The sequence below is a fragment of the uncultured Maribacter sp. genome (genome assembly GCF_963977385.1).
Taxonomy (GTDB): domain Bacteria; phylum Bacteroidota; class Bacteroidia; order Flavobacteriales; family Flavobacteriaceae; genus Maribacter.
Genome location: NZ_CAXBOU010000005.1, coordinates 60,048 through 83,486 on the forward strand (window position 1 = coordinate 60,048; position 23,439 = coordinate 83,486).

The following is a 23,439-nucleotide window of genomic DNA, read 5'->3' on the forward strand; positions in this document are numbered from 1 at the left end:
TCATTTATTCAATAATAATATCCATAGTGTTTATGGTGTGGTTGCTTTTTGTTATTATGATGTATAAAAAAATGAAGGAGTAATGCAGGTGTTTTTTACTTATTAAAACAAAAAAATAGCATTGGGATTTTTCCGTATATAGCTTTCTACAATACGTTGTGTCTCTAATGTATTTTTCTGAGGAATGATAAAGGTCTCTAAATCTTCCATATGTTCTATAGCAGTTTCTTTGGGTACGAATCCGTAACCAGCGTAACTGTTTTCTTGAATAATAACAAAGGCATTCTCTTCGGCATTTCGGCCGTTAGTTTTTATAACTAAATCTGATTGAATCTCTTTTAAGCTTTTTAAGGCCTCTTGTACTCTTTCATTGTAATCATCAACTAGGTCTAAATCAGAGCATATACCATTGCATTGTTTAATCTTATAATGAGAGCAGCTCGTAACATTTTCCTGTAGGTGACAATATTTGGGGCAGAGCTCAAATGTGTTGCACAACGCTTCTAAATACTGTCTAGCTTCGGTCGGGCTATAGCATATAGCCAGTGGGTTAGGAGTCATTTTTATTTTATTGAATGCTAAATGAACAATACCGTTACGATCTTCATAACTAAAAATTCCATATTGCTGTATCGACCTTTTTTGTGCACTATTATATTTAGGGTAAAGGTGTTTTATATCAGCAGATTCCTTTAATAAAGCGATTAATTCGTTTCCAGTTTCTTCAAAATCTAAAGATGTTGTTTCCAAGCAAAGTGTAATCTCTTTTGTTTTTTTATCGTAAAAGTGACCAAGAACTCTCTTCTTAATGTTTATGGCCTTACCTACATAAATAATTTTTCCTTTTTCATCTTTAAAATAGTATACACCGGGCGTGCTGGGTAGTTTATCATATTCCTCTTTAGGTAGGGCAGGTGGTAGGGTAGCTTCTTGCGATTTCGAATTTAAGAATAACTTGAAAACAGTTTCTGCATTTTCTGCCCGTAAGAGTTTATGAAATAGTAATACTGTAGCATGGGCGTCACCTCTTGCCCTATGTCGGTCAGTTAAAGGGATACCTAAAGCTGCTGTTAATTTACCTAGACTGTATGAGTTATAGCCTGGTAATAATTTTCTTGAAAGACGTACAGTGCAAAGCTTTTTTCTTGAGAAATTATGACCGAGTTGCTTAAATTCATTTTTGATGACGTTATAATCAAAGTTCACACTATGTGCAACGAAAATGGTGTCCTTGGTAATTGCTTCGATCTCCGGAATAATTTCTTCTAAAAGGGGTGCATTTCGCACCATATTATTATCAATTCCTGTAAGACTGGTAATAAAAGAAGATATTTCACATTGCGGATTTACCAATGAAGTGTACTCACCTATAACCTCATGACCATCATATTTAAAGATTGATATCTCGGTTATCTTATTTCCTTTTACGCCGTTTCCGGTAGTTTCTATGTCTATAATGGTATACAAGTACTATAAAATAATTTAGGTAGGTAAAGTTAGCGAATTAGATAGATTATTTCAGTGTTTATCAAGTTTGGTAAACAGGTGGTGTAATTTATGTAAGACATCCTGTCTAGGATAAAATTATAAATCCTATTTATAAAAATAAAGATTTCAAAGATACATATGAATTACATCGTTTTAGGGGTAAATTCTTTAGTGTTTACATCGGCGTTTGAAGTAGTTGTAAGATTTAATTTACATTACTTAAAAGAGCTTAAAAGTTTCTTTTTAGATGGTTGTTCAGCGATAAACAAAATGAAATAAGGGATTGTGCCGAACAACGATTTTGCCTGCATCATATCGAGAGATCCTAAACTTGATAAACTTAGGCCCTAGTTTTATCGTGAGAAAAGAAAATTTATCTTTTTTTCCCCAAATTTTACGTAGTCATTAATCCAAAAAATTAGAACCAACATAAACCAATTTCATAAAAATCTCAATGGTGATTTTTATGAAAGGCAATTAAATATTAAATGGATTCAATCCAAGAGATACTGTATAGTTTACCTTTCTTAACTATTACTTCGGCAATTCTTGCATATGTAATGGCTACAAGGCTTAACCTTTATCCTGTTATAATTAATATTTCAAAAACAAAAAACTTAATGGATGAACCTGATGATAAAAGGGTTCGTACTGATAAAGTACCGAACCTCGGAGGCATGGGTTTGTTTATCACATTTTCGCTGACACTTTTACTATTTGTTCCTTTTTTGAAAAATACAGTTTTAGAATTGAGTCACTTGCTCTCTATGCTGTCTGCAACTATTATTTTATTGTTTTTAGGGATTAAGAATAATATCGTGCTAATGACCTCAAAAAAGAAGATAGTAATTCAGATAATTGCCGTTTCTATGGTCTGTATTCTACAAGATGTAAGAATCTCTGATTTCCATGGATTATTGGGAATAGAGGAGCTTCCATATTTTGCGTCTATAGCTTTTTCAATTTTCGTTTTTGTATTGGTGATAAATGCCGTTAACTTAATTGATGGTATTGATGGCTTAGCTGCCTCTATTTCAATTTTAGCAAGCCTTGGTTTTGGGATTATGTTTTATATGGCTGACAATTATGTAATGACGTTGATGTCTGCGATTCTAATAGGGTCTTTAATGGGTTTTTTGAAATATAATTTATCTGCCGATAGCAAAATATTTATGGGAGATGGTGGCTCTTTGATTGTAGGTTTTCTATTGGCCTATCAAGGAATTAAGTTCATGAATATTAATCCTGAAAATGTTCAGTTTTATAACTCAGAAAATTCTTCCATATTATTATTAGCTATTTTGTCCTATCCATTGTTCGATTTACTAAGAGTTTTTATAGTTCGCATGATTCAGAAGAAAAGTCCTTTCGTGGCTGATCACAACCATATTCATCATAGGTTATTACGTCTTGGACTCAATCACAAACAAGCTACTTTATTTCTTTTGGCAAGTAATCTTACGCTAATTATAATAACCTATTTTACGATTAATTTACCGATAAATTTAAATTTAATTGTTGTCGTATCGTTTGGTTGTGTACTCTATCTTTTACCCTATTTAAGTGTCTTTGAAGAGTTTAAGTAAGAAGAGATGGTTGTTGAGATTTCAAAATCAAAAGTATATGGGTTTTTAAAAACTGAAGGAGATACCGAAAGCATTTCTTTAAGTAAAAAAAGAGAAGAGCGCGTTATACAATTTGTGAATAAAGATGATTCGAGCAGAACAAAATCTGTTTTAAAAACCCGGAATCAGAATATTGCTCAAATTAGAAGCGAAAAATTTAAGGCTTTATCATCAAAGAAAAATATTTCTGATAATGCAAGGGATGATGAAATGAGTAGAGGTAAAGAACATAAGGTTAAATAAACATGTTTAAGGTGTGATTTTCTATGCGTCAAACAGATCGTCTTGGTCCAATATCACCTTAAAATTGCCAATAAAGCACACCTCTAACATCGATACCCATAAAAGCTATAATACTAAAGCAATATTTATAAGAAGCGCAATTCTTAGTTTTATATTCCCAGAAGGTACGCCGAAGAAAGTTTCCTTTTAGTGAAATATCATCGCTTTTCATCCAATAGGCAATGTAAATCCTGTTACTATATCAAAACTGTTGATGTATTGGTAATCGTATTTCTTTTAGATACTTGTACACCTTCAAAGCCTGAGCGAAAAAGTAATAGCTGATTTAGTTTGCGGTGTTGAGTGGAAGTATGATTGAAGAAATTGCCCTGTTACATTAGTGGTAACACTTGTATTTCCTACTTTTTTTTAATTTCGGTGATAGTAAAATCATTCACGACGGAAACGTTCACATTTTTGTTGTCTTGAATATTGTTTAATTGAATTTGTTTATTAGCATCACGTACTACGTATTCTGAAACTAGGTCATAATCCTTTCCACAAGAAGATAAACTTAAAAGAAAAATTATGGCTGCTAAGGGGGCAAAAAAGGTTTTAGATAATTTCAATTTCATGTAAATACTAATATAATTGTGTGGCTGAAAAATTAACGCATTCCGAAAATATTTAAACTTTATTCATCAACGACGAAAAGTTTGTTTTATTCGATGAAATGCACTATTAAAGTTATTACTAACGATTGTTAATAACTTTAATCCGTAATTACGGAAGAGTATTGATTTATATTTTATGTGTAATACTTCGTTAAATGAAGAGTTGCTAGAATGTATTGTCAAACCCAATTTTGCGTTGATATTGATTTGTGTAACTTATAAATAGCTACAGCTACACTAATTAGGTCCTTACGCAAAGAAGAATTCTTAGCTAATAAATAATTGTCGAATTTAAAGTTACCTTGATGTTTAGGTAAACTTGAATTTAATAAATGAACTCATCTTTGTAGTGAGTTTAGAAATAGTTTGAGTTAGTTGAGTAACCGATGCATCTTCATAATGTGTCGGTTTATTTTTGGTCTTTTCATATTGGTGATTAGTAATATCACTACTTTGATATTTGATTTAGGCGCAAATTGGCAAGCTCAAACGGTATTCACGCCATTAAAAAAGTAAATATTGTATTCGTAATTACAGATGGCTTATCCGCTACTGCGGTAAATAAAAATGCCTTTATAGTTTTAGATGGTTTACCGGCCGGTTTAAATCAATCGACTTTATTGGCATTGCATTAGTGGAACAAGGTAAGGTTGCTATTGGGAATGCTGTTGCAGAGCTATGCCAAGTAGATTTTGTAGCTGTATTTATTGGGGAGCGGCCTGGCCTTTCATCACCAGAAATTATGGGTATTTATACAATCTACCGACCAGAATTAGGGTTTGCCGATGAACGCCGAAATTGTATTTCTAATATTCATTCAGATGGTTTAAGTGATAAACAAGCATCCGCTTTATTGAAGCATTTTATTGAAAGGTCTTTCGTTATAAACCTTAGCGGTGTAGGTCTAAAGATTGAAATCGAGGATTTTCTTGAAAACAAAAAAGATAATTAAACGAAAGATGTCTTTGAAATAAATTTAAAGGCTCACGTTTTAGAAATTAACCTTGATCTCATTGATTTTAAACAGCTGAGTGCGTAGAAAATTCTGAAAAATTTGAACTATACGTTCTTGATGTTCTTCAGGAATACGACCACCTATAATCCAGTTTTTCCTAATCTGTTTAGTACTTTCTTGGTTAAACTCTGTCATTAAGCATTCTAGGGCTTCTTGGCGAGTTTCGTCGTTCATTTTACTGAACATTTGTTTTATATTTTCGGTCATGGTTGGTAATGGTCGTGGTCAAAAGTAAATAAAAAAGAGGTTCGACAAACCTACTTCTATGGATAGATATCATCAAAATTCCAAAAACATAATCTTTCCTTGGCCTTAGCTTAAAACAAATATGATTTTTTTCTTTGAAATTTGGAGGTTACAAGTTTGCTATTAGGTTTTGAAAAGTAAAATATTATTTCAAACTTTTGTTACTATGAATATAAAAACACTTCTCCCTACATATCTTTTTGTTTTAAGAATATGTTCTTGACTAGCTCAAGAATTAAAAGTGCATTCCCATAAATATTATGTGCAGAATATTCACTTTTGAATTGCTTTTGCTGCTGAGGTACAATCAATTGAGGTGGACGTTTTTTTGCAAGATGCTAAACTGTTGGTAGCAAATGAATTAACTGAAGTAAATGAGAATAGAACATTGCAACGGTTATACCTAGAGCCATTAAAAGAAATTATAGCGCTAGGGCAGATTAAGAATGAAATCTATACAACTATTAATAGATGTAATGTCCGATGCTTATATTACCCTTGATGTAATCGTTAATGTTTTGAAACAATATCTAATGATTATTGAAAATGATAGTATTTCTATCATTATTTCAGGTTTTAAAGGTGCACACGTAAATAGAGGATTTTTGAATAGGTATCCAACTATTATATTTACAATCTCGATGCCTTTACCAATGCAGATAATTTAGAGAATCTTAGGGATGTTAAAGAAAATAAGTACTATATACTTCAATTTATTGGATTGTTTTTAAGGGAGTAAGTATTTCGGAAGTCTCTAAGGTATATTTTTTTAAAATAGTATTTCGTAGACAATGCTAGTTTCTATATGAAAAATTATATTAACCATAATCCGGTAGTACTAGTAGTTATTTTATCTAAAAAGTAATGTGTTGTATTTTATGGGAGTTACTTCAAAAATTGAGCTTCTTAAGAGTATCGACCAACTCACATCGTATTTATAATTATTAATAACTGAAAATTTCAGAAATTTACTTTTAATCAACAGGGAACAGCCAACAACTAATACCACCGAGAAGATATTTAAAAAGAAATTGATTGTCTCATGAGGCATCATAAAGATTACAGTCAAAAACTACTTATTTTTGGAGAATACTATAACATGATTAACAGCTAAACTGATATAATTGGTCTGAAAACAACTATTTAATACTAAAAATTAAACTACCTATGAAAACACTATTAAAAAAATCACTATTTATGGTTTTACTTGCATCGCTATCAATGCAAGCGCAACAAGACAAGAACCCGAATGTTATTGTGATAACGCTAGATGGAGTTCGTTGGCAAGATGTTTTTACGGGCATCGACACTAATTTGTTGCATAGTGACTACACCAAGGATAAGGATGTGTTGACCGAAAAATATGTTGGTACATCCCCTGAAGAAAATAGAGCATTACTTATGCCTTTCTTTTGGAATACAATCGCTAAAGAAGGTCAGTTGCATGGTAATCGAAATAAAGGGAGCAAAGTGAATCTTACCAATAAAATGATGTTTTCATACCCTGGTTATAACGAGATTCTAACGGGTATGGCAGATGATATAAACATTGATAGTAATGACAAAATATATAACGAGAATGTTACCTTTTTAGAAATGGCGAACAACTCTGAAGCATATAAGGGTAAAGTCGCCGGTTTTGGAAGTTGGGATGTTTTTCCGTTTATCATTAATGATAAGAGAAGCGGAGTACCTGTGAATGCAGGATATATGAATGCTACCGAAGATTTAAACGATCGTGAAAAGTTTTTGAACGAGATGCAACGCCAGGCGCCTGTTATTTGGGAGAGTGTGCGTTTAGATGTTTTTACGCATCATTATGCAAAAGAATACATGAAAAAGAATCATCCGAAATTAGTATACATTTCTTATGGTGAAACTGATGATTTTGCCCATGATGGTAGTTTTGATTTTTACATACAATCATTACAAAATACAGATTCGTTGATTGAAGATTTATGGAAGTACGTACAAAATGACTCGTTCTATAAAGACAACACTTATGTAATTATCACTACCGATCATGGTAGAGGTGAAGGTGTAGAAAAAGCTTCTAAATGGACCAGTCATGGTCTTAATGTTGCTGGTGCCGAACAAACGTGGATGGCTATTTTAGGACCAAATGTAAATGCTACAGGTGAAGCAAGCAATGAACAGTTATATACTTCTCAAATCGCACCAACGGTTTTAAAGACACTGAACATGAAAATAGACACTAAAAAAATGCCGGCGAAACCGTTCGATTTAAAATAGCCTTGATTTTTTATTAAACGCTATACAAGCATTTTGGCACATCTTTGCCAATAGTCTAGTGTTAGATTTAATAAGTTGATAACCGATACATTTTATGATGTATCGGTTATTTTTTTGTGCCAAACAATTGATTTTAATCGAATTGATTCACATATTACTCCTCTCTTGAAGGCGAATAGCAAAAGTTTCATTTTTATAAATTTATAACAGGGATGTCATAAGTATATATTTATCAATTTGTTAAGCTAAAAATTATCAATATGCACCGTTTAACTTATTTCTTGGAATTTTAGCTAGATTATACATATATAATTGTTTACTTTGGAAAAATTTTTGTAAGTTTTATATTGTTAAAAATATTAACATACTTGATTGCTTAGTAAAAAAATTGAAAAAGGAAATTATAGGCTTATGAAAATTGACACAGTTTGTATTATTGATGATGACCCCATATGTGTCTACGGAACTAAAGTATTATTGAACCACAACAATTTTGTGGGTTCTAATATACTAGTGTATGAAGATGGTTATGAGGCGTTGGTAAATCTTACTTCATTATTAAATACAGGGCAACCCCTACCCGAGATTATCTTTTTAGATTTGAATATGCCAGTAATGAATGGTTGGGAGTTTTTAGATGAGTTTAATAAATTATCGTTTACGAATAAGCCCAAGGTATATATTGTAAGTTCACAATTTGATTTGCAAGAAATAGAAAAAGGGAAAAGTTATGATTTTGTACGAGATTTTATCTCAAAACCTTTAATAGAGTCGAAGCTTGCATCTATATTTCAAAATGGAATCATAAAGGATGAAAATTAAATCTGTCTGGCAATCTTTTATTTTAAAGAAATTGGCTATTTCTACGCTATAGGTCGTAATTGTGGTATCAATTTTTATACGGTTAATAAATTTTCTGCCATTTATGTGTTAACATTTAATAGCTTTATGTGACAAAGGATAAACTAATCACACATAAAATGAAAAAAATGACATTATTTACATTCGTAATGAGTTCTTTTATTCTGCTTTCCTGTAGTAATGAGGATAAAACATTGCAAGAAGACCTAATCGCTGTAGCGGCTAAAACAGAAGCCATTCAAGAGAATGACTATCTCTACGGAATTGAAATCTATTATTCAAGTGCTGAAATCGAGATTAAAAGGTTAGCACTACAAAAGACGAAACTTGCAGCCGAATTTGAAAACGGCAATAAGGGAGTTGTGGAACAAATAGAAAATATACAAGAGGAGATTGAAAAATTGAAAAGATTTAATGAATCTTTACGCTTCATTAAAAAACCTATTGGAGCGAAAGGCCCAATGCCACCAAAACCTTGCTTTATAGATAATAGAAGTAATTGCGTTCCGCTACAAAATCTATCCACAAAAACTGTAATAGTATTAGGTAAAGAATTAATGGTTACCCATGTTATTGTAAAAAATAACAGGAACGATTCGGTTGATACAGCATTTCAGCCCGTAGAAGATCAATTTGGTCAAAATGCCTTGCAATTAAAAACAAGCTTAAAAGGAGAAGGCGTGATGTACACCACACTAAAAATTAAAGACGTAGGTGAGATTACTATTCCCACCCCTGTAGTTAGTCTGTAAATTGCTTGAAATCAGTATATTTAAGCTCTCCAAAAAAGGAGGGCTTTTTTTATGAGGTATCTCATTGTTTTCTTCATTTTTATGGTTCCTTACATTCATAATGTAAAGGCACAGACGGCTGAACTGGAGCGTGTATACAACAACGCTTTTGCTCATCATTACATAAATAAAGACAGTGCCTATTACTATTATGAAAAAACCATACGTTTGGCCGATGAGCAGAATGAATTAGAGTATATTTTAAGTGCATACATTTATTTAATGAACGCTAACGGGCACTATTATGATTTAGAAAATTATCAAAAAAATTTAAAAAAAGAGGATAGTCTTTTACATTATGACCCCCGTTTTAAAAGTTTAGCAAACATCAATTACTATACAGATTATTTGCTTTTTGATAAAGGTAATTACCACTATAAAATAAAAGATTACACCTCTTCTAAAAAATATTTTCAAGAGCTTTTTACAAAGCTTATGGCCAAACCTGAAATTAAACGTGATCAAAATGATCTAGCTACCCTATCTAGCCTTTATAGTTTTCTGGGAGTAATTTATAAACACACGGGGAAATATGAATTAGCCGAGTATAATTTAAAAAAAGATATAGCCTTAGTAACCACTTATAGCGATAGTCTTGAGGATTGGGAGACTACACGTATGAATTCTAAGAAATTATTATCTCAGGTGTATGAGGATAAAAAGGATTTTAAGGCTGCAAATTTGCTGCTAAACGAAGCTTTAACATATTACAAAGTACACATAAAAGATCCAAGTTTTAAAAATAGAATTCTCTCTACATATATTCTACTAGCTAAGAATTATATTAAGCAAAATCAATTTGAATTAGCTATTTCGACCTTAAATGAAGGCTCTCAAATATATTTAGAAGAAAATCCTTTTTCTAGAGAAGTAGATCTTATTTATGGTGATGCTTATTTAGGGTTGTTGGACTATGAAAAAGCTACTACATATTATCAAGATGGAATTTTGAAAATTACCAAGTATCGTGATAATAAAAAGCATCAAGATATTGCCGTGGCCTATGCAAAATTAGGTAAGGTGTATCTAAAGCAGCAAAAAATAGATGAAAGCTTAAAGTACTATCAACTCGCACTTATTCAGTTAGAAAAGGATTTTAAAGACCTAGATACTAATTCAAATCCTGATCCAGGAAAAGTACTTTCTAAACCGGTGTTAATCACTATTCTGAAAGAAAAACTCAATGCTTTTTTTGAAGCATATACTATAACGAATGACATAACGTATTTGAAAAGGGCGAACAATACTTCTAAAGCCATCATTAAAACGTTAGATGTTTTACGCCCAGAATTTGAAAGTAAATTAGATAAAGAATTCTTGGTTACCGAAACATACCCTGCAATACAAACCATGGTGAAAATTTCATATGAACTGTATAAACTAACCAAAGAAAAAATATATGTTGATGATGCCTTTTATTTTATTGAAAAGAGTAAAAGCATCGCCTTATTAGAAGCGCATAGAAATGCAGAAGCAACAAAATATGGCGGTATTCCTGAACATATTATTAGTGAGGAGCAAATTTTCAGGGCTAAAATAGCCTATTGGGACGAACAAATTTTCAACACGAATACAAACGAAAAATCAGCCCTGATTGATTCTTTATTTCAAACCAAAAGTAACTACTACAACTATATCGCAAAGATTGAAGAAGACTTTCCAAAATACCATGCATTGAAATATAAATCTGGTGTGGTATCGGTACAGGAATTAAAAAAAGAATTAAATGGTAATGAAGCAGTATTAAGCTACTTGGCTACAGAGAATTCATTATACCTTACTGTAATCTCTAAGAAGACGGTTGAATTTTATGAGTTGCCTTTTAATGAATCACTCAAAAAGGCCATCACCGATTATCATAGGCAGCTTTCGAAGCCTACTATTGAGGATAGAATGGCATACCATAGTACTGGTTATCTTATATATAATACAATTTTAAAAAATGCATTAGAGAACTGCAGTGCTACAGATATTATAATTCTTGCCGATGATGTTCTCAATTATATTCCGTTTGATGTGCTACAGACAGATGAACAAAAAGAGGAATCATATGTACTATCTAAGTATAGTGTGAGCTATGCCGGTTCGGCCACCTTATACTTGGAGCAAAACAAAACGAAAGTAAAAAACAGCAATAAATTAATGGTCTTTGCCCCTAATTTTAGAGAAACGGCAACCAGTGAAAATCGTAGTCAAGAAAGATTTGATATGGGGCCTTTACTTTATAATGGAATAGAGGCTAAGAATATTTCCGCTTATTTTAAAGGAAAAATCTATGATGGAAATAAGGCAAGTATTACCAACTTTAAGAACGATTTAGCAGGGTATAATTTAATTCACTTTGCTACGCATGCCTCTGCAAATGATGAATTTCCTGATTATTCATATTTGGCTTTTGAGGATAATGATGAGCACAATAATCTTCTTTACGTTAAAGATTTGTACAATTATCAAATTAATGCAGATTTGGTAACCTTAAGCGCCTGCCAAACCGGATTTGGAAAATTGCAAAAAGGGGAGGGTATGCTAAGTCTAGCACGCAGTTTTAATTATGCAGGGGTTCCTTCATTAGTTACTTCTTTATGGAAGATAAACGATCAGAGTACTTCAGAGATAATGAAATTATTTTATGAAAACCTAAGTGAAGGTTTAAGTAAGAAAGAAGCATTACGACAAGCAAAACTAACCTACTTAAACGTAAATGATGATGCCTTATTAAGACATCCGTATTATTGGTCTGGTATTGTGATTACAGGAAATACGATGCCGTTACAGACCACAAACTATATCGTATGGTTAATTATTTCGCTTGTAGGCCTACTATTGTTTTGGCTAGTTTATAAAATATTACTTAAACGCCTTAATTAGTTTTTCAGCTTCTGTAGTCTTATATTTTCCATCTGCAATTACCTTTTCTAAGGTAATTCTAGCATTTTTTTTATCATTTAGCTTTAAATATGCAAGCGCCAGATACCAGTTCGTTTTTTCAGATAGGGTATCATTAGTCTTAAGGTGTTGTAACAATAATGGAATAGCCTCATTTGCCTTTTCTTGTTTTAGTAAAGCGTTGGCTTTGTAAAATAAATAATAGGGCTCTTTGGTAGTGCTGTAAAGATTAGAAAATAAAGAAATTGCTTGGTCATAGTCACCTTTCTCGTAGGCCATGAAAGCCAAGGATTTTTCATCTTGTTGGTCAGACCCGCGCTCTAACGGTTGAACTACATTGCGATAAGGCTCAAAATAGCTTACAAAAAGTTCATCTGTAGAAGCTTTTTTATCCAAAGTAAAAAAGTAGCTCAAACCAAATAAAAGAACAATACTAGCTGCTGCCAACCACATTACATAAGAACGCCTAGGAACTGAATTTTTAATTTTAGCCTGCGATTCTATTTCTGAAATTAAACTTCTAAAGGTATCATCATCTTCTTTTATAATGGCCTTTTTTAAATTAGAGTGATAGTTTAGCTCCTTTTTAAACTTAGCATCATTTTTGAGCAGCTCTTCAACCATCAAGGCTTCCTCTGAAGAAAGTTTGTTCAAAATATATTTTTCAATTAAATCTTCTTGCTTTGTCATAGGCTATGATTTAATCATGTCTTTCAGGGTTTTTAAACATCTAGATTTCTGACTTCGTACCACGCTGCCGTCCGAATAATCTGAATGTTCCACAATTTCATCAATACTTAGTCCTCTAGAATAGAATAAGGTTAACACTTCTTGACACTTTTTACCTAATTTTTTAAAATTTGTTCGTAATAGTCCTTGTTCATGACTAAGGTCTTCATCATCATTTTCGGTGATAACCATTTCAGTACTATCAAATATTCCAAGTTTGGTGGTGTCGTATGATGTAGTTGATTTTTTCTCTTTCAGCAAATCAAAAATCTTATACTTTCCAATACCGAATAGGTATGTTTTTAAAGAACTATTTACAGAATCTAATTTATTATTTAAAGCATTTTTTCGCAGTGCTATAAAAGCCTCTTGATAAATGTCGCAGAGGTCATCATAAGAAAGGCCATACTTTTTGCCAAAATTCAGAAAGGCATTTCTATGGCTATTATAAAGCTTGCTTACTTCTAATGGGTCACCAGTTTTTAATGCTTTTATATGCTTTTCTTCCATCTGCTTTTTTGGAAAGCTTTAGGTGAAATTACAATCAAAGTTAATTTTTAATTAAAAATGTTAACAATGTAATTTTTGCCCTGACTAAAGATAAATGAAAAACATATAAATCATGCGAAAATTAGCAATCACATTACTTTTCTTATTAGCTCTAATAGGAAACGTACATCTAGCAGAAGCTCAATTCTTTAAAAAACTTGGCCAACGAGCAGAAGATGCTGCGAAGGAAGCAGTTATACGAAAAACCGAACAGAAGGTAAATCGAGAAACAGAGAAAACCATGGACACCATTTTAGATGGGAAAAAGGGCGGGAAAAAGAAGAATAAACGATCATCTAAAAATGATAATAGCGAACCCGATGGTATTTATGAAGAGGATGAAACTACTAACAGTAGCACATCGGAAAATGAATTTGGAATTTATAGCAACTTTACCTTCATACCAGGAAACAAGCTTTTGTTTTATGATGATTTTGCTGCGGATGCTATAGGTGATTTTCCAGCACACTGGGAAACAGGCGGATCTGGTGAAGTAGTTACTATTAGTGACTCTAAAGACAAATGGCTTTCTATTGTCAGACGGTCTGGTTACATGCCTACCATGGAAAACACACTTCCAGAAAATTACACTATGGAATTTGATTTTTCTAACAATGGATATGACCCAGGAAAATCTAGCAGCAAATTATTCTTAGCATTCTTAACTAAGAAGGCATATGGTATTGGATCTGGAGGTACATCGGCAAATGTGGAGCTTTTACTTTCAGACAATGGTTTGAATGTAAGAAACGTATCGAATTTTGGAGGTGAAGTTAAAGTGAAAATAGGAGATTTTATCAATAGGGTTATGCCCCAACATCTGAACACCACGGTACATATCTCTATCGCTGTCAACAAAAAAAGGTTACGTATGTGGGTAAACGAAGAGAAAATAATCGATTCTCCCAATTTATTACAGGCAAATATTGGCAACTATTTTCTTATCCAAGCGAGTGATATATTACCAGAAAATGGACACTTTGTAGGTATATCTAATTTCAAAATTGCCGAGTCTACTGAAGACTTACGTTCACTACTGCTGAAAAATGGGAAATTCAGTACTACAGGCATCTACTTCGATACCGCTGCAGCAACCGTAAAAAAAGAATCTTACGGCATATTATTAGACATCGCCAATATGCTTCGCGATAATTTAGATATCAACCTACAAATAGTTGGGCATACCGATAATAAAGGGGAAGAAAATTATAACCAAACACTTTCAGAAAATAGAGCGTCTGCCGTAAAACAGCTACTTGTTGAGGAATTTGGAATCCGTGAAGACAGGTTGCAATTTATGGGTAAAGGTGAATCTGAAGCTTTAGATGATAATACAACCGAAAAAGGTAGGGCAAATAATAGAAGAGTTGAATTTATAAAACTTTAAAAAATTAAATAACACTGATATAAATATATCAAGATGAAAACATCAAAGGAAAACCCATTCAAATACAAAATAAGAATAGTATTAATAGCCAATATCATAGTCATATCTACAGGGCTTTTGAGCTGTAACAATGATGACGGCATAAACTCAAATTCTTGTGAAAATTGGTCAGAAAATTTTCTTTCGCAATCAAAAGCATATTCAAATGCATCTGCGATTTATAGTAATGACCCCTCGGTTACAAATTGCAATAATTTAAAAACGGAAGGATTGAATTATGTAAATGCTTTAGAAGGAGTAATAAATTGTGTTCCCACAGTAAATCTGTCAGAATATAATCAAGATATAAAAGAACTGAAGGCAGAAATCAACAGTACTAATTGCGCTAATTAATTTTTAAAACTTATAAAATGGAAACAACAGAAAACAATATCGCAATTGCTAGCGAAGGTAAAAAAATTGCCACAATAGCATATATAACATTTATTGGACTCATCATCGCATTTGTAATGAATAAGGATAAGGAAGATTCTTTTGCCACATACCATATTAAACAGTCATTAGGTTTAGCAATTACAGGTTTAGCATTACTGGTTATTGGTATGATTCCCTTTTTGGGTTGGATCATAAATATCCTCGGCATTTTCGTGCTTCTCTATATGTGGGTAATAGGTTTTATGAATGCCATTAATGAAAAAGAAAGTCCAGTGCCTTTTTTAGGAGAAAAATATAAAGAGTGGGTTAAGAATATGTAAAATCTACCAATTATGAAAACGATATTAAAGATCTCAATCCTATCTATTCTTTTAAGTTTTAATTTTTCATGCAGTAAAAATGATGATAGCCAACCAGAACTCATTGTTATAGAAGAAACTCAGCCTAAGCCTGAAGAAGAGCCCCTGCCTGATCCAGAACCTATAATCGATGTTTATGCTGTTGGCATAGAATCGGATGGTGCAAAGAACATTGCCAAAATATGGAAAAACGGAATCGCTACCCCATTAACCAATGGAGCGAATAATGCTAATGCAACCTCTGTTTTTGTAGCTGGTGAAGATGTTTTTATAGGTGGTTATGAAGATAATGGAACAACCAATATTGCTGCCATTTGGAAAAACGGAATTAAAATACCACAAAGTGATGGGTCAAGGGTAGCGTTTCTTTCATCTGTTTTCGTTTCAGGAGATGTAGTTTATGCGGTTGGGATGGAGGTTTATCCAATTATTAATGGAGAACTATACGTTGCCACCCTGTGGATTAACGGCAAAGCAACGATTTTGAGCGAAGGAAAAAACCATTCATGGGCTACATCTGTATATGTACAAGCAAACGATGTTTATGTTGCAGGGTATGTAGAAGATCCTACAACTAAATTTTTTGTAGCCACAATTTGGAAAAATGGTGTTGCAACCTCCTTAACAGATAATCTTTTAGGTTCAAGAGCCGAGAATATACTTGTTTCGGGGAATGATGTATATGTCACTGGTTCACAATTCAAAAATGGGAAAAACGTGGCCTATATCTGGAAAAATGGTGTTGCAACTCAGCTATCGAACGGTACTACTGACGGATCGGCTAATGCTATTTATGTCTCAAATGATGATATATATGTTGTGGGTTCGGTCAATGACTCTGAACAGAACAGGATGGCTACCCTTTGGAAAAATAATTTTCCTGTAGAACCTATGTCCACAAAAGGAATCGATGCTACGGCAACTTCGGTTTTTGTGCTAGAAAACAATGTATATGTTGGTGGCAGTGATGGTGAAATTGCAACCATATGGAAAAATGGTGAACCAATTAAATTGACCGACGGTACTTCTTCAGCGCAAGTTAATAGTGTTTTTGTAGCTAAAAATTAAACAACATTTAAACAAAAATTAAAAATAAATAATCATGAAAAATTCAATTAAAATTTTAACAACTCTTGGTATTCTATTCTTTATGTCTTTTTCAATACAAGCACAAATACATGATTGGACTGGAAAATGGGAAACAACACTTTTAGGGAACAATTGGGAAGTAAACATCACAAAGAAGAGCGATGGAAGTTATACCGGAACTTTTCCTAATGGAACTTTAGTCGGAAAGTATCAGTATGGAGATATAATAGGCACTTATACGAGAACCAATGTTAAAATGGACAAAACGGGAATGAAAATGGGCAAATCTGGAGCTTTCAGATTTGTGATGGTAAATAGTCAACAACAAGCTTTTGAAGGCTATTATATGCCCCTAGGGAGGGATGATTGGCAAGCAGAAAATTGGAATGGTAAAAGAGTGACAAATCGCAGACCCCTGTCTAAAAAAAAAGGATTAAAGTAGGTGAGATTTAAAATCAAATATAAGTCCAGACACTTATGTGGATTGTGGAAAGTTTGATATCATCGGGAACAAAATATTAAAATAACTTAAAACAAATAATTATGAAAACAACAAAAATTACATTAGTAGCATTAGCCTTCATATTAACAACTACTTTATCCTTTTCACAATCGGTTGAAGGTAAACTCTCCATCAAAGGAATGATGAATAGCAAAACCATCAAACAAAATACACCAGTAGAATTATTTAAAGCATTTAAAGATGGGGTTTATAGCATAAATTTCAATTTTAAGTCAACCAATATAGAATCTGAAGGTATTGTGCTTTTTGATATGAAAACTACTGTTAAGCACAATGGCAAAACTATTTCAGAGACATCACGTAAAGGATGGCCTTGGCTACCGGGAGATATGTTTGTGCCAATAGAGGCTTTTGATGCGATTCCAGCTTTACAAAAACTTACAGCAAATGGAAATACGAACCTTCCACTTAAAGGGGCTAAATCATTTGAAATCATATTCCAATTTGTACCATCAGAAGGGCAAAATGTTAAGGGGAGCATTAGCCCCGCTACTATGAATTTTACAATCGAATAAATTAAAAAACTATGCGTCTCCTATTCCTATTTGTTGTTTCTCTCTTTTTGTTCTCATGTAACGATAGCAAGAAAGAAAAAGATGGCTTTGTTGATGGTATTTTGGAAGATTTTTCAAAAATGCCAGATTCAGTCATCCAAAAAGGTTTTGCCATTCTCGACACCATTCAACTAAAGCCGGTAAAGGAATTGGTTAAAGAGCTTCAGGGAATTCCAGAACTACAAGAAATTGGCGTAGGAGACGAATTGTTAAGTTTTAGGCTAAAAAACGGGCCTACTATGTTGATTAAGCTCAAAGAGTTTTCATCCGAAACAAAAGGAGGTACTGCAAGTATGGCAACACCTCCAATCATGGCTCTGAACAATACCAATGCCGACGAAAACAATGCGAATGTAGTAGGCGCACAACGGGGTGAAAATCGACAAAATAAAAAAGCTTTGTTATTGGCTCCTTATGCCTGGGAATTTGGGCACGTTGATGATATCTTAATTCCATTTAATAAGTTGCCCAACAATAGAAATTATAAAGATAGGGTAACCTATAAGGAGAATAAAACAAAAAACGAACAGCAGATTTCGTTTGAGGATTATTTGTCTTTTAACAATTTTGATGTGGTACATTTAAGTTCTCATGCTAGTAAAACTTGTGAATTCGAAGAAGAGGATATACAGCCATCCAATAAATGTCGAACATACATTTCATCAGGGATTAAATATGAAAAAAAGGATCGACAAGAATTAATCGATTTAATTAAAAGTAAAAACGTTAGAGGTATTTCATTGGAGTACGGCGAATTGTTTTTTATACCAAAGTTCTTTTCAGACGCTTACCCTAAAGTAAACAACAAGCTATTTATATTTAGCGCATGTGAATTAGGCCAGCAGGGCGACATACAAATCACATTTGATAATATTATGCGAAATGGGCAACTCTTTTATTGGCAAAATATAACTAATGTCCTAGACTCCTACAAAGCCTTTCACAATTTGTACGATAGGATGCTTCAATATGGGGAATCTGCACCAACAGCATTTAAAAACATGCCCGATTCCCTAAAAAATAATATTCCATACTTTAAAAATAAAAGAGCAAGTGGCGATACGGAACAGACGTATAACTATTTAAAAATGGCTACCAAAGGCACTGCTATGCACATCATTGAACCCATAAGTTTTATAGATGAAAAAACTAAGAAGGAATTACAAGCAGACACAGTGTACCCCTTCGAAGGCATTTTGGAAGACGACCAACCCGAAGAGGCTAGTTTTACTTTAGAATTTCTGGGTTACACCGTGCAAGAAATGGAAGAAAAAGACATGAGTTTTTCTTTAAAAGTTGATGGTACTACGGTGCTTGATCATGTTTCCTTTTTACCTGATACCGATCATGATGATGATATAGAGGTAAAAGCAGGTAAAAATGAAAAAACCACCTTGGTCACTTTTAAGTCCGTAGACCTGAAAAAAGACCTGAAAAAGACTAGTTCGGTAAAACTAGAAGCCCTTTTTCATTTTAGTGAAGAAAATTATGGCTATCAAATGATTCATGTAATTACAGGAAGCTCCGATATGCGAATTGTTATGAAGTCACCAGACGGAGCCATAAATATGTTTTTTGATGTGGACAATTACGCCCTTAAAATGACTCATCCAGCAGAAAGCCAAACCTTGTATTCAGATGAGGAAGGCTATATCTATATGAACATTCCGGGCAAAGGATGGATGAAAACCAAGTTATTACAAATGTTTGGCGCCGTAGCGCAACTTGCTCCAATAGATATGGATTTCGCAGGCTTAAAAATGAACAAAGGGTCGGTAATGCACAAAATACCCGCCTTTGCAGCAGAAATTACTATTTCAATGCTAGAAAAAGAGCCAAAAGCGAAAAAGATTAGTGGCGATATCGGTTCTGAAAAAACAGTTTTTATTTATGACGGAAGGCTTACCATCACTTTTGATAATCAAAAAAGACTAGAATCTTTAGTTGAACGCGGGGCAGACATACATTATTACTATGAAGAACAACAGATAATAGTACCCAATGCGCAAGTTTTTTCAATACCCTCATTTATTAACTAAAACACATTCAAAATGAAAAAGCAAATAATCTCAATGTTGGTTTTCTTACTTTTTACCTTGGGTGTCAATGCCCAAATTATCTTAAAAAATAAGGATATTAAGGGAAACTTCCCGAAAATTATAGTTAGCAAAACTAGGACATCTTTATACGATAGAACAAGTACGGGTACCCGACTTTGGTTGTTTTGGGGTCAAGTTCCTAAAAAGGATCAGAACTGTAAAGACTATGGTCATTGTTACCACATGACAGTGCATAGTTCTGACAACTTAGCCAATAGAACCTTTTATATTAAATATAGTATCCCCTTTAAGGAACCGCGATATGAAAACCCTATTGCTACTGGTATTATGAAAGCAACTTTTGTGTACAAAGACGGTCGCCCAACAAAAACAATTACAGAATATTTCACAGAAGTTAAATAAAAGCAATATGAAAAATCAACTTTATATACTGAGCCTTTTATTGCTTATAATTTCTTGTAAAGAAAATAGTAACGAAGAAAAGCAAACATTAGAAAAACAGACAATTAATTCTACCGTTGAAAATGGGGAGGAAGAGGTGTTAACCAATCCTTTTCTGGATGCGGAAAGTCAAAAAACTTTATACAAAGCTTTAAAAAAGAAAACTCCTTTAACGAGTGAACAATTATTACCCATAATACCCGAACATATTAACGGTAATAAAAAAATAGGAGAACATAGATTCGAGGCTAGTAATCAAATGGCCAATGGTACGTATGGTTCTTATGATAGTCCTTATAATTTTTGGATTGAAGATGGTTCAGGTTCAAGGGCTATAGTTCGAAACTTTTTTGACAGCTTCAAGTTTAAGAACCAAGGTCCGGAAGAAACGGAATATGTTTATCAAGATCGAGACGGCTACCAAACCATTGCTTTTTTACAGCCAAAAATCAAAAGAAATCAAATTTCTTTTATCTATAATAATCGATTTAAAATATCACTACTAGGATCTGATAATGTTGATACATTATGGTCTTATATCGATTTTGAAAATCTTATAAAATTAAATCAATATAAATGAAAACACTAAAAAATAGTATAATAGTACTCGTTATGAGTGCTTTTACAATTGTAGGTTGTAAAGCGCAAAATTCCATTACAGGAACCATCACAAATAACAATAAAGGTGAGGGTTCAATAATGTCTTTTGATATGGTTACAAGAGAAAAAATAGTTTTAGGGGAAATAGATAAAGACGGAAAATTTAATATTCCATTAGATGAAAATTATTTAACCATCATTAAAGAAAAAGCAAAAAAAGCGCAAGAAAACGCATCTAATAATTGGCAAATTGAGTTTAAAACGGTTGCCAAAACCTTTCTGTGTGATTTTAATAACGAAAACATAGAATATCTTGATGATGGCACAGAAAAAATCACGTATTCTGGGTCAACTAAAAAGAATGAAATAGAATTTGAAAATGGTGAGGCCATAATTACGGGCATACCAGATCCTAATCTTACTGATAAAGATGGAAATATTGTTAGTGTATTATATGCTGTAAACCAGCCTGAAGTAGCCAATTGGCTTTTTTCGTATGGGCAAGATAATGCCGTAAAAGGGTATTATCTGCAATGGTTTTTTGTTGAAGACGGGGCAACTGCAAAAGGAGAATGTGCAATACCTACTTATACAGGTGTTGGAGAAGAAAATTATAATCATATAACAATCACAAATCTAAATCTTCAAAAAGGATGGAACATAATCAAATATACAATTGCAGAAATTTTTACAGATTCAAATGGTAAAACAACTCCCTCTACCATAGAGATAACTTGTATCCCTGAGCTTCCTACAGATGTGCAATGGTTTTCAGTTAACGTAGAATAATTTTAAACTAAATACAGTATGAAAAAATATCAATACTTAGCTATGTGTATGCTTATGATTATTTCTTGTAAAGGAAATGGGCAGGCTACCGACCCAGACTCAAAAAATGACAATCCTAATCCTGAAACAACGACACCAATTCTTGAAAGTGATTATGTGTTTAGTGGCGATTATAACGATTTATTGACTCTGGAACTGGCATCGAGAATAACTGGATTTGAAGCTTCAAAAGCTAATAAAATGCATACGATGAAAGGTATGTTTGCTGAAATACTCCGCTACTATTGGGAAAATGGTAGAGAAGTAATAAAAGAAAAATCTACTACGAACCGAAAAAGAGAGACCTATTCACGGTCTGATATTGTACAAATAAAATGGATTGACGGTGAGGCCGATATGGAATCTTTTCTAGACTTTGTTGATCTAGAAAAATATCCAGAATTATACAAAATAAATGACGTTGGCGAAGCGGCCTACTGGAATCCGAAAAAGAACAATTTAGAGGTGTATTATAGGGGAGTTTCATTTACCCTTCAGGTCGATATTTCCTTTGATGATATCTCTGATAAAGAAAAAACCATTGCATTGGCAAAACTAATTATTGAAGAACAAATAAAATGAAAAATATAAAAACCAATTTACTGATTGTCTTGTTTACTGCACTGCTATTTGCATGTAATAGCAAAGAAAACAAAACGAATGCACCACAAAATAAAATAGCGGATAAAAGTGCGAAAACCGAAAAATCGTCTGCTATTAACTCCCCTTGCGATGTCATTTCAAAGGAAGAAGTGAAAAGTATGTTTGAAATAACAGAATACCCTATAGACATGAAAGATGTTATTTACACATATCCTACCTGTATTTTTAAATGGGAAGATGGTAAGATTATTACCTCGGTTTCATTTGGAGGTCAAGAAATTAAATCTACCAGACCTAGTGAAGTTTTAATTGTTATGGTGAAAAAAGCAAATGAAGATATGTTCAAGAAATCTACATCGATATATAAACAACCGGAGGAAATTTCTAATATGGGGACTATGGCAGTTTGGGATGCGAGGATATCGCAATTAACCTTTCTTTCAAATAAATATATGTTTCATGTGCATGTTAAAGTCTCAAATAACGGCATTGAAAATAAAGAAAAAGCTATTGAAGTTTCGAAGCTTATTATTGGAAAAATATAAAAACAAAGAGTATGAAAAATATATTAAATTTAACCCTAATTATAGCACTCTTGGTGGCTTGTAATGAAACTCCAAAATCAGATTCGAATGGATCTAAGATTATGGAAGGGATATTGGATGAAGTAACTGGCAAGAATGAAGATATAAATGAAAAATATGATCTCCTACTAAAGGAATTGAGCACTAAAACGCTGCTAACCAATGAACAATTACTAGAGGCATTCCCGAAAAAATTGAGCAACCTAAGCTTAGACTCACAAGAACCTAGAATTAGTTCAGATGAGACTGCTGTTGGCAGTTTTGGAGATAACACGGTACGAATGGAAATTTTAGATGCTGCTGGTAAAAATGTTATGGGAGCTATAATCCCTTTAAAAATGTTACATCTAAATAAGATAACTTCAGAGTATAATAACACCATAAGATATTCAAAAAAAGAACGAAATGGAGTATTGACCTTTGGCACCGATAGAGATGAAGATACAAAGTCGGACTTTCGTTCAGAACTCAGGTTTTTATATGACAACCGATTTTATGTAACACTAGAAGGTAAGAATATGAATACTGAGGAATTATGGGCGGCAATGGGCATTAAAAACTTGAGCCGATTCAAAGATTTTAATTAGTAAAAGAATAAGTATATAAAATATGTACTAGCAAAAGTTAGAGATGTTAA

The 23,439-nt window shown here is 33.0% G+C and carries 27 protein-coding genes; 22 read left to right on the plus strand and 5 right to left on the minus strand.

Going from position 1 to position 23,439, the window contains the following annotated elements; all coding sequences use genetic code 11:
• Nucleotides 1-102: 102 nt before the first annotated feature.
• The gene (locus tag AAC084_RS07720; RefSeq protein WP_339839096.1) at nucleotides 103-1,467 is read right to left on the minus strand and encodes an exonuclease domain-containing protein; all 1,365 of its coding nucleotides are present in this window, start codon (nucleotides 1,465-1,467) and stop codon (nucleotides 103-105) included.
• 509 nt (nucleotides 1,468-1,976) lie between these two features.
• Between AAC084_RS07720 and AAC084_RS07725 the strand changes: the two genes are divergently transcribed.
• Both AAC084_RS07725 and AAC084_RS07730 read left to right on the plus strand, forming a co-directional pair.
• Complete coding sequence (locus tag AAC084_RS07725) at nucleotides 1,977-3,074, plus strand: MraY family glycosyltransferase (RefSeq protein WP_339839099.1); 1,098 nt, start codon at nucleotides 1,977-1,979, stop codon at nucleotides 3,072-3,074.
• Between the two features lie 6 nt (nucleotides 3,075-3,080).
• Nucleotides 3,081-3,356 (plus strand): hypothetical protein, encoded by a 276-nt coding sequence (locus AAC084_RS07730; RefSeq protein ID WP_339839102.1) that lies wholly within the window; start codon nucleotides 3,081-3,083, stop codon nucleotides 3,354-3,356.
• Nucleotides 3,357-3,754: 398 nt separating this feature from the next.
• On the opposite strand, the gene AAC084_RS07735 is transcribed toward AAC084_RS07730, so the two are convergent.
• Nucleotides 3,755-3,970 carry a hypothetical protein gene (locus AAC084_RS07735; protein WP_339839104.1) on the minus strand — a complete coding sequence of 72 codons (216 nt, stop codon included), beginning with the start codon at nucleotides 3,968-3,970 and terminating at the stop codon, nucleotides 3,755-3,757.
• 515 nt (nucleotides 3,971-4,485) lie between these two features.
• On the opposite strand from AAC084_RS07735, the gene AAC084_RS07740 reads away from it, so the two are divergent.
• Both AAC084_RS07740 and AAC084_RS07745 read left to right on the plus strand, forming a co-directional pair.
• Nucleotides 4,486-4,644, plus strand: coding sequence for a hypothetical protein (locus tag AAC084_RS07740; RefSeq protein WP_339839107.1), 159 nt, complete (start codon nucleotides 4,486-4,488; stop codon nucleotides 4,642-4,644).
• Nucleotides 4,644-4,961 (plus strand): ethanolamine ammonia-lyase light chain EutC, encoded by a 318-nt coding sequence (locus AAC084_RS07745; protein ID WP_339839110.1) that lies wholly within the window; start codon nucleotides 4,644-4,646, stop codon nucleotides 4,959-4,961. Before AAC084_RS07740 ends, AAC084_RS07745 begins: the two co-directional genes overlap by 1 nt.
• Before the next feature lie 39 nt (nucleotides 4,962-5,000).
• Here AAC084_RS07745 and AAC084_RS07750 read toward each other — a convergent pair whose 3' ends face one another.
• Complete coding sequence (locus AAC084_RS07750; protein WP_339839112.1) at nucleotides 5,001-5,231, minus strand: hypothetical protein; 231 nt, start codon at nucleotides 5,229-5,231, stop codon at nucleotides 5,001-5,003.
• A 485-nt stretch (nucleotides 5,232-5,716) separates the two neighbouring features.
• Here AAC084_RS07750 and AAC084_RS07755 point away from each other — a divergent pair, with 485 nt between their 5' ends.
• From AAC084_RS07755 to AAC084_RS07775, 5 genes are all read left to right on the plus strand, one after another.
• Entirely contained in the window at nucleotides 5,717-5,938 is a 222-nt protein-coding gene (locus tag AAC084_RS07755; protein WP_339839115.1) for a hypothetical protein, read from the plus strand.
• A gap of 499 nt (nucleotides 5,939-6,437) precedes the next feature.
• Nucleotides 6,438-7,523, plus strand: a complete 1,086-nt coding sequence (locus tag AAC084_RS07760; RefSeq protein WP_339839117.1) for a sulfatase-like hydrolase/transferase — start codon at nucleotides 6,438-6,440, stop codon at nucleotides 7,521-7,523.
• 411 nt (nucleotides 7,524-7,934) lie between these two features.
• Nucleotides 7,935-8,345 (plus strand): response regulator, encoded by a 411-nt coding sequence (locus AAC084_RS07765; protein ID WP_339839120.1) that lies wholly within the window; start codon nucleotides 7,935-7,937, stop codon nucleotides 8,343-8,345.
• 167 nt (nucleotides 8,346-8,512) lie between these two features.
• The gene (locus tag AAC084_RS07770) at nucleotides 8,513-9,136 is read left to right on the plus strand and encodes a hypothetical protein (protein WP_339839122.1); all 624 of its coding nucleotides are present in this window, start codon (nucleotides 8,513-8,515) and stop codon (nucleotides 9,134-9,136) included.
• Between the two features lie 51 nt (nucleotides 9,137-9,187).
• On the plus strand, nucleotides 9,188-12,043 hold the full coding sequence (locus AAC084_RS07775; protein WP_339839124.1) for a CHAT domain-containing protein: 2,856 nt from the start codon (nucleotides 9,188-9,190) through the stop codon (nucleotides 12,041-12,043).
• Here the strand turns inward: AAC084_RS07775 and AAC084_RS07780 are convergent.
• Together AAC084_RS07780 and AAC084_RS07785 are read right to left on the minus strand one after the other, a co-directional pair.
• Nucleotides 12,023-12,751 carry a CDC27 family protein gene (locus AAC084_RS07780; protein ID WP_339839126.1) on the minus strand — a complete coding sequence of 243 codons (729 nt, stop codon included), beginning with the start codon at nucleotides 12,749-12,751 and terminating at the stop codon, nucleotides 12,023-12,025. The genes AAC084_RS07775 and AAC084_RS07780 overlap by 21 nt on opposite strands.
• A gap of 3 nt (nucleotides 12,752-12,754) precedes the next feature.
• A complete protein-coding gene (locus AAC084_RS07785) occupies nucleotides 12,755-13,300 on the minus strand; it encodes a sigma-70 family RNA polymerase sigma factor (protein WP_339839129.1) in 546 nt (181 codons plus the stop codon).
• Between the two features lie 112 nt (nucleotides 13,301-13,412).
• On the opposite strand from AAC084_RS07785, the gene AAC084_RS07790 reads away from it, so the two are divergent.
• The 13 genes from AAC084_RS07790 to AAC084_RS07850 all read left to right on the plus strand — a co-directional run bounded on the left by AAC084_RS07790 (nucleotide 13,413) and on the right by AAC084_RS07850 (nucleotide 23,389).
• Complete coding sequence (locus AAC084_RS07790) at nucleotides 13,413-14,726, plus strand: OmpA family protein (RefSeq protein ID WP_339839132.1); 1,314 nt, start codon at nucleotides 13,413-13,415, stop codon at nucleotides 14,724-14,726.
• A gap of 33 nt (nucleotides 14,727-14,759) precedes the next feature.
• Nucleotides 14,760-15,119: a hypothetical protein gene (locus tag AAC084_RS07795; RefSeq protein ID WP_339839135.1), complete on the plus strand. Its 360-nt coding sequence runs from the start codon at nucleotides 14,760-14,762 to the stop codon at nucleotides 15,117-15,119.
• 17 nt (nucleotides 15,120-15,136) lie between these two features.
• Nucleotides 15,137-15,481: a hypothetical protein gene (locus AAC084_RS07800; RefSeq protein WP_339839138.1), complete on the plus strand. Its 345-nt coding sequence runs from the start codon at nucleotides 15,137-15,139 to the stop codon at nucleotides 15,479-15,481.
• A gap of 12 nt (nucleotides 15,482-15,493) precedes the next feature.
• Nucleotides 15,494-16,588: a hypothetical protein gene (locus AAC084_RS07805; RefSeq protein ID WP_339839141.1), complete on the plus strand. Its 1,095-nt coding sequence runs from the start codon at nucleotides 15,494-15,496 to the stop codon at nucleotides 16,586-16,588.
• 34 nt (nucleotides 16,589-16,622) lie between these two features.
• Complete coding sequence (locus AAC084_RS07810; RefSeq protein WP_339839144.1) at nucleotides 16,623-17,051, plus strand: hypothetical protein; 429 nt, start codon at nucleotides 16,623-16,625, stop codon at nucleotides 17,049-17,051.
• Nucleotides 17,052-17,152: 101 nt separating this feature from the next.
• Nucleotides 17,153-17,647: a hypothetical protein gene (locus AAC084_RS07815; RefSeq protein ID WP_339839147.1), complete on the plus strand. Its 495-nt coding sequence runs from the start codon at nucleotides 17,153-17,155 to the stop codon at nucleotides 17,645-17,647.
• 11 nt (nucleotides 17,648-17,658) lie between these two features.
• Nucleotides 17,659-19,725, plus strand: coding sequence for a hypothetical protein (locus AAC084_RS07820; RefSeq protein WP_339839149.1), 2,067 nt, complete (start codon nucleotides 17,659-17,661; stop codon nucleotides 19,723-19,725).
• A gap of 12 nt (nucleotides 19,726-19,737) precedes the next feature.
• The gene (locus AAC084_RS07825; protein ID WP_339839151.1) at nucleotides 19,738-20,148 is read left to right on the plus strand and encodes a hypothetical protein; all 411 of its coding nucleotides are present in this window, start codon (nucleotides 19,738-19,740) and stop codon (nucleotides 20,146-20,148) included.
• A 7-nt stretch (nucleotides 20,149-20,155) separates the two neighbouring features.
• Nucleotides 20,156-20,767 carry a hypothetical protein gene (locus AAC084_RS07830; RefSeq protein WP_339839153.1) on the plus strand — a complete coding sequence of 204 codons (612 nt, stop codon included), beginning with the start codon at nucleotides 20,156-20,158 and terminating at the stop codon, nucleotides 20,765-20,767.
• Nucleotides 20,764-21,576, plus strand: coding sequence for a hypothetical protein (locus AAC084_RS07835; protein ID WP_339839156.1), 813 nt, complete (start codon nucleotides 20,764-20,766; stop codon nucleotides 21,574-21,576). The genes AAC084_RS07830 and AAC084_RS07835 overlap by 4 nt, the downstream gene beginning before the upstream one ends.
• Before the next feature lie 18 nt (nucleotides 21,577-21,594).
• Nucleotides 21,595-22,197, plus strand: a complete 603-nt coding sequence (locus AAC084_RS07840) for a hypothetical protein (protein WP_339839158.1) — start codon at nucleotides 21,595-21,597, stop codon at nucleotides 22,195-22,197.
• The gene (locus tag AAC084_RS07845; protein WP_339839161.1) at nucleotides 22,194-22,763 is read left to right on the plus strand and encodes a hypothetical protein; all 570 of its coding nucleotides are present in this window, start codon (nucleotides 22,194-22,196) and stop codon (nucleotides 22,761-22,763) included. The genes AAC084_RS07840 and AAC084_RS07845 overlap by 4 nt, the downstream gene beginning before the upstream one ends.
• 11 nt (nucleotides 22,764-22,774) lie before the next feature.
• Entirely contained in the window at nucleotides 22,775-23,389 is a 615-nt protein-coding gene (locus AAC084_RS07850; RefSeq protein ID WP_339839164.1) for a hypothetical protein, read from the plus strand.
• The last annotated feature ends 50 nt before the right edge of the window (nucleotides 23,390-23,439 follow it).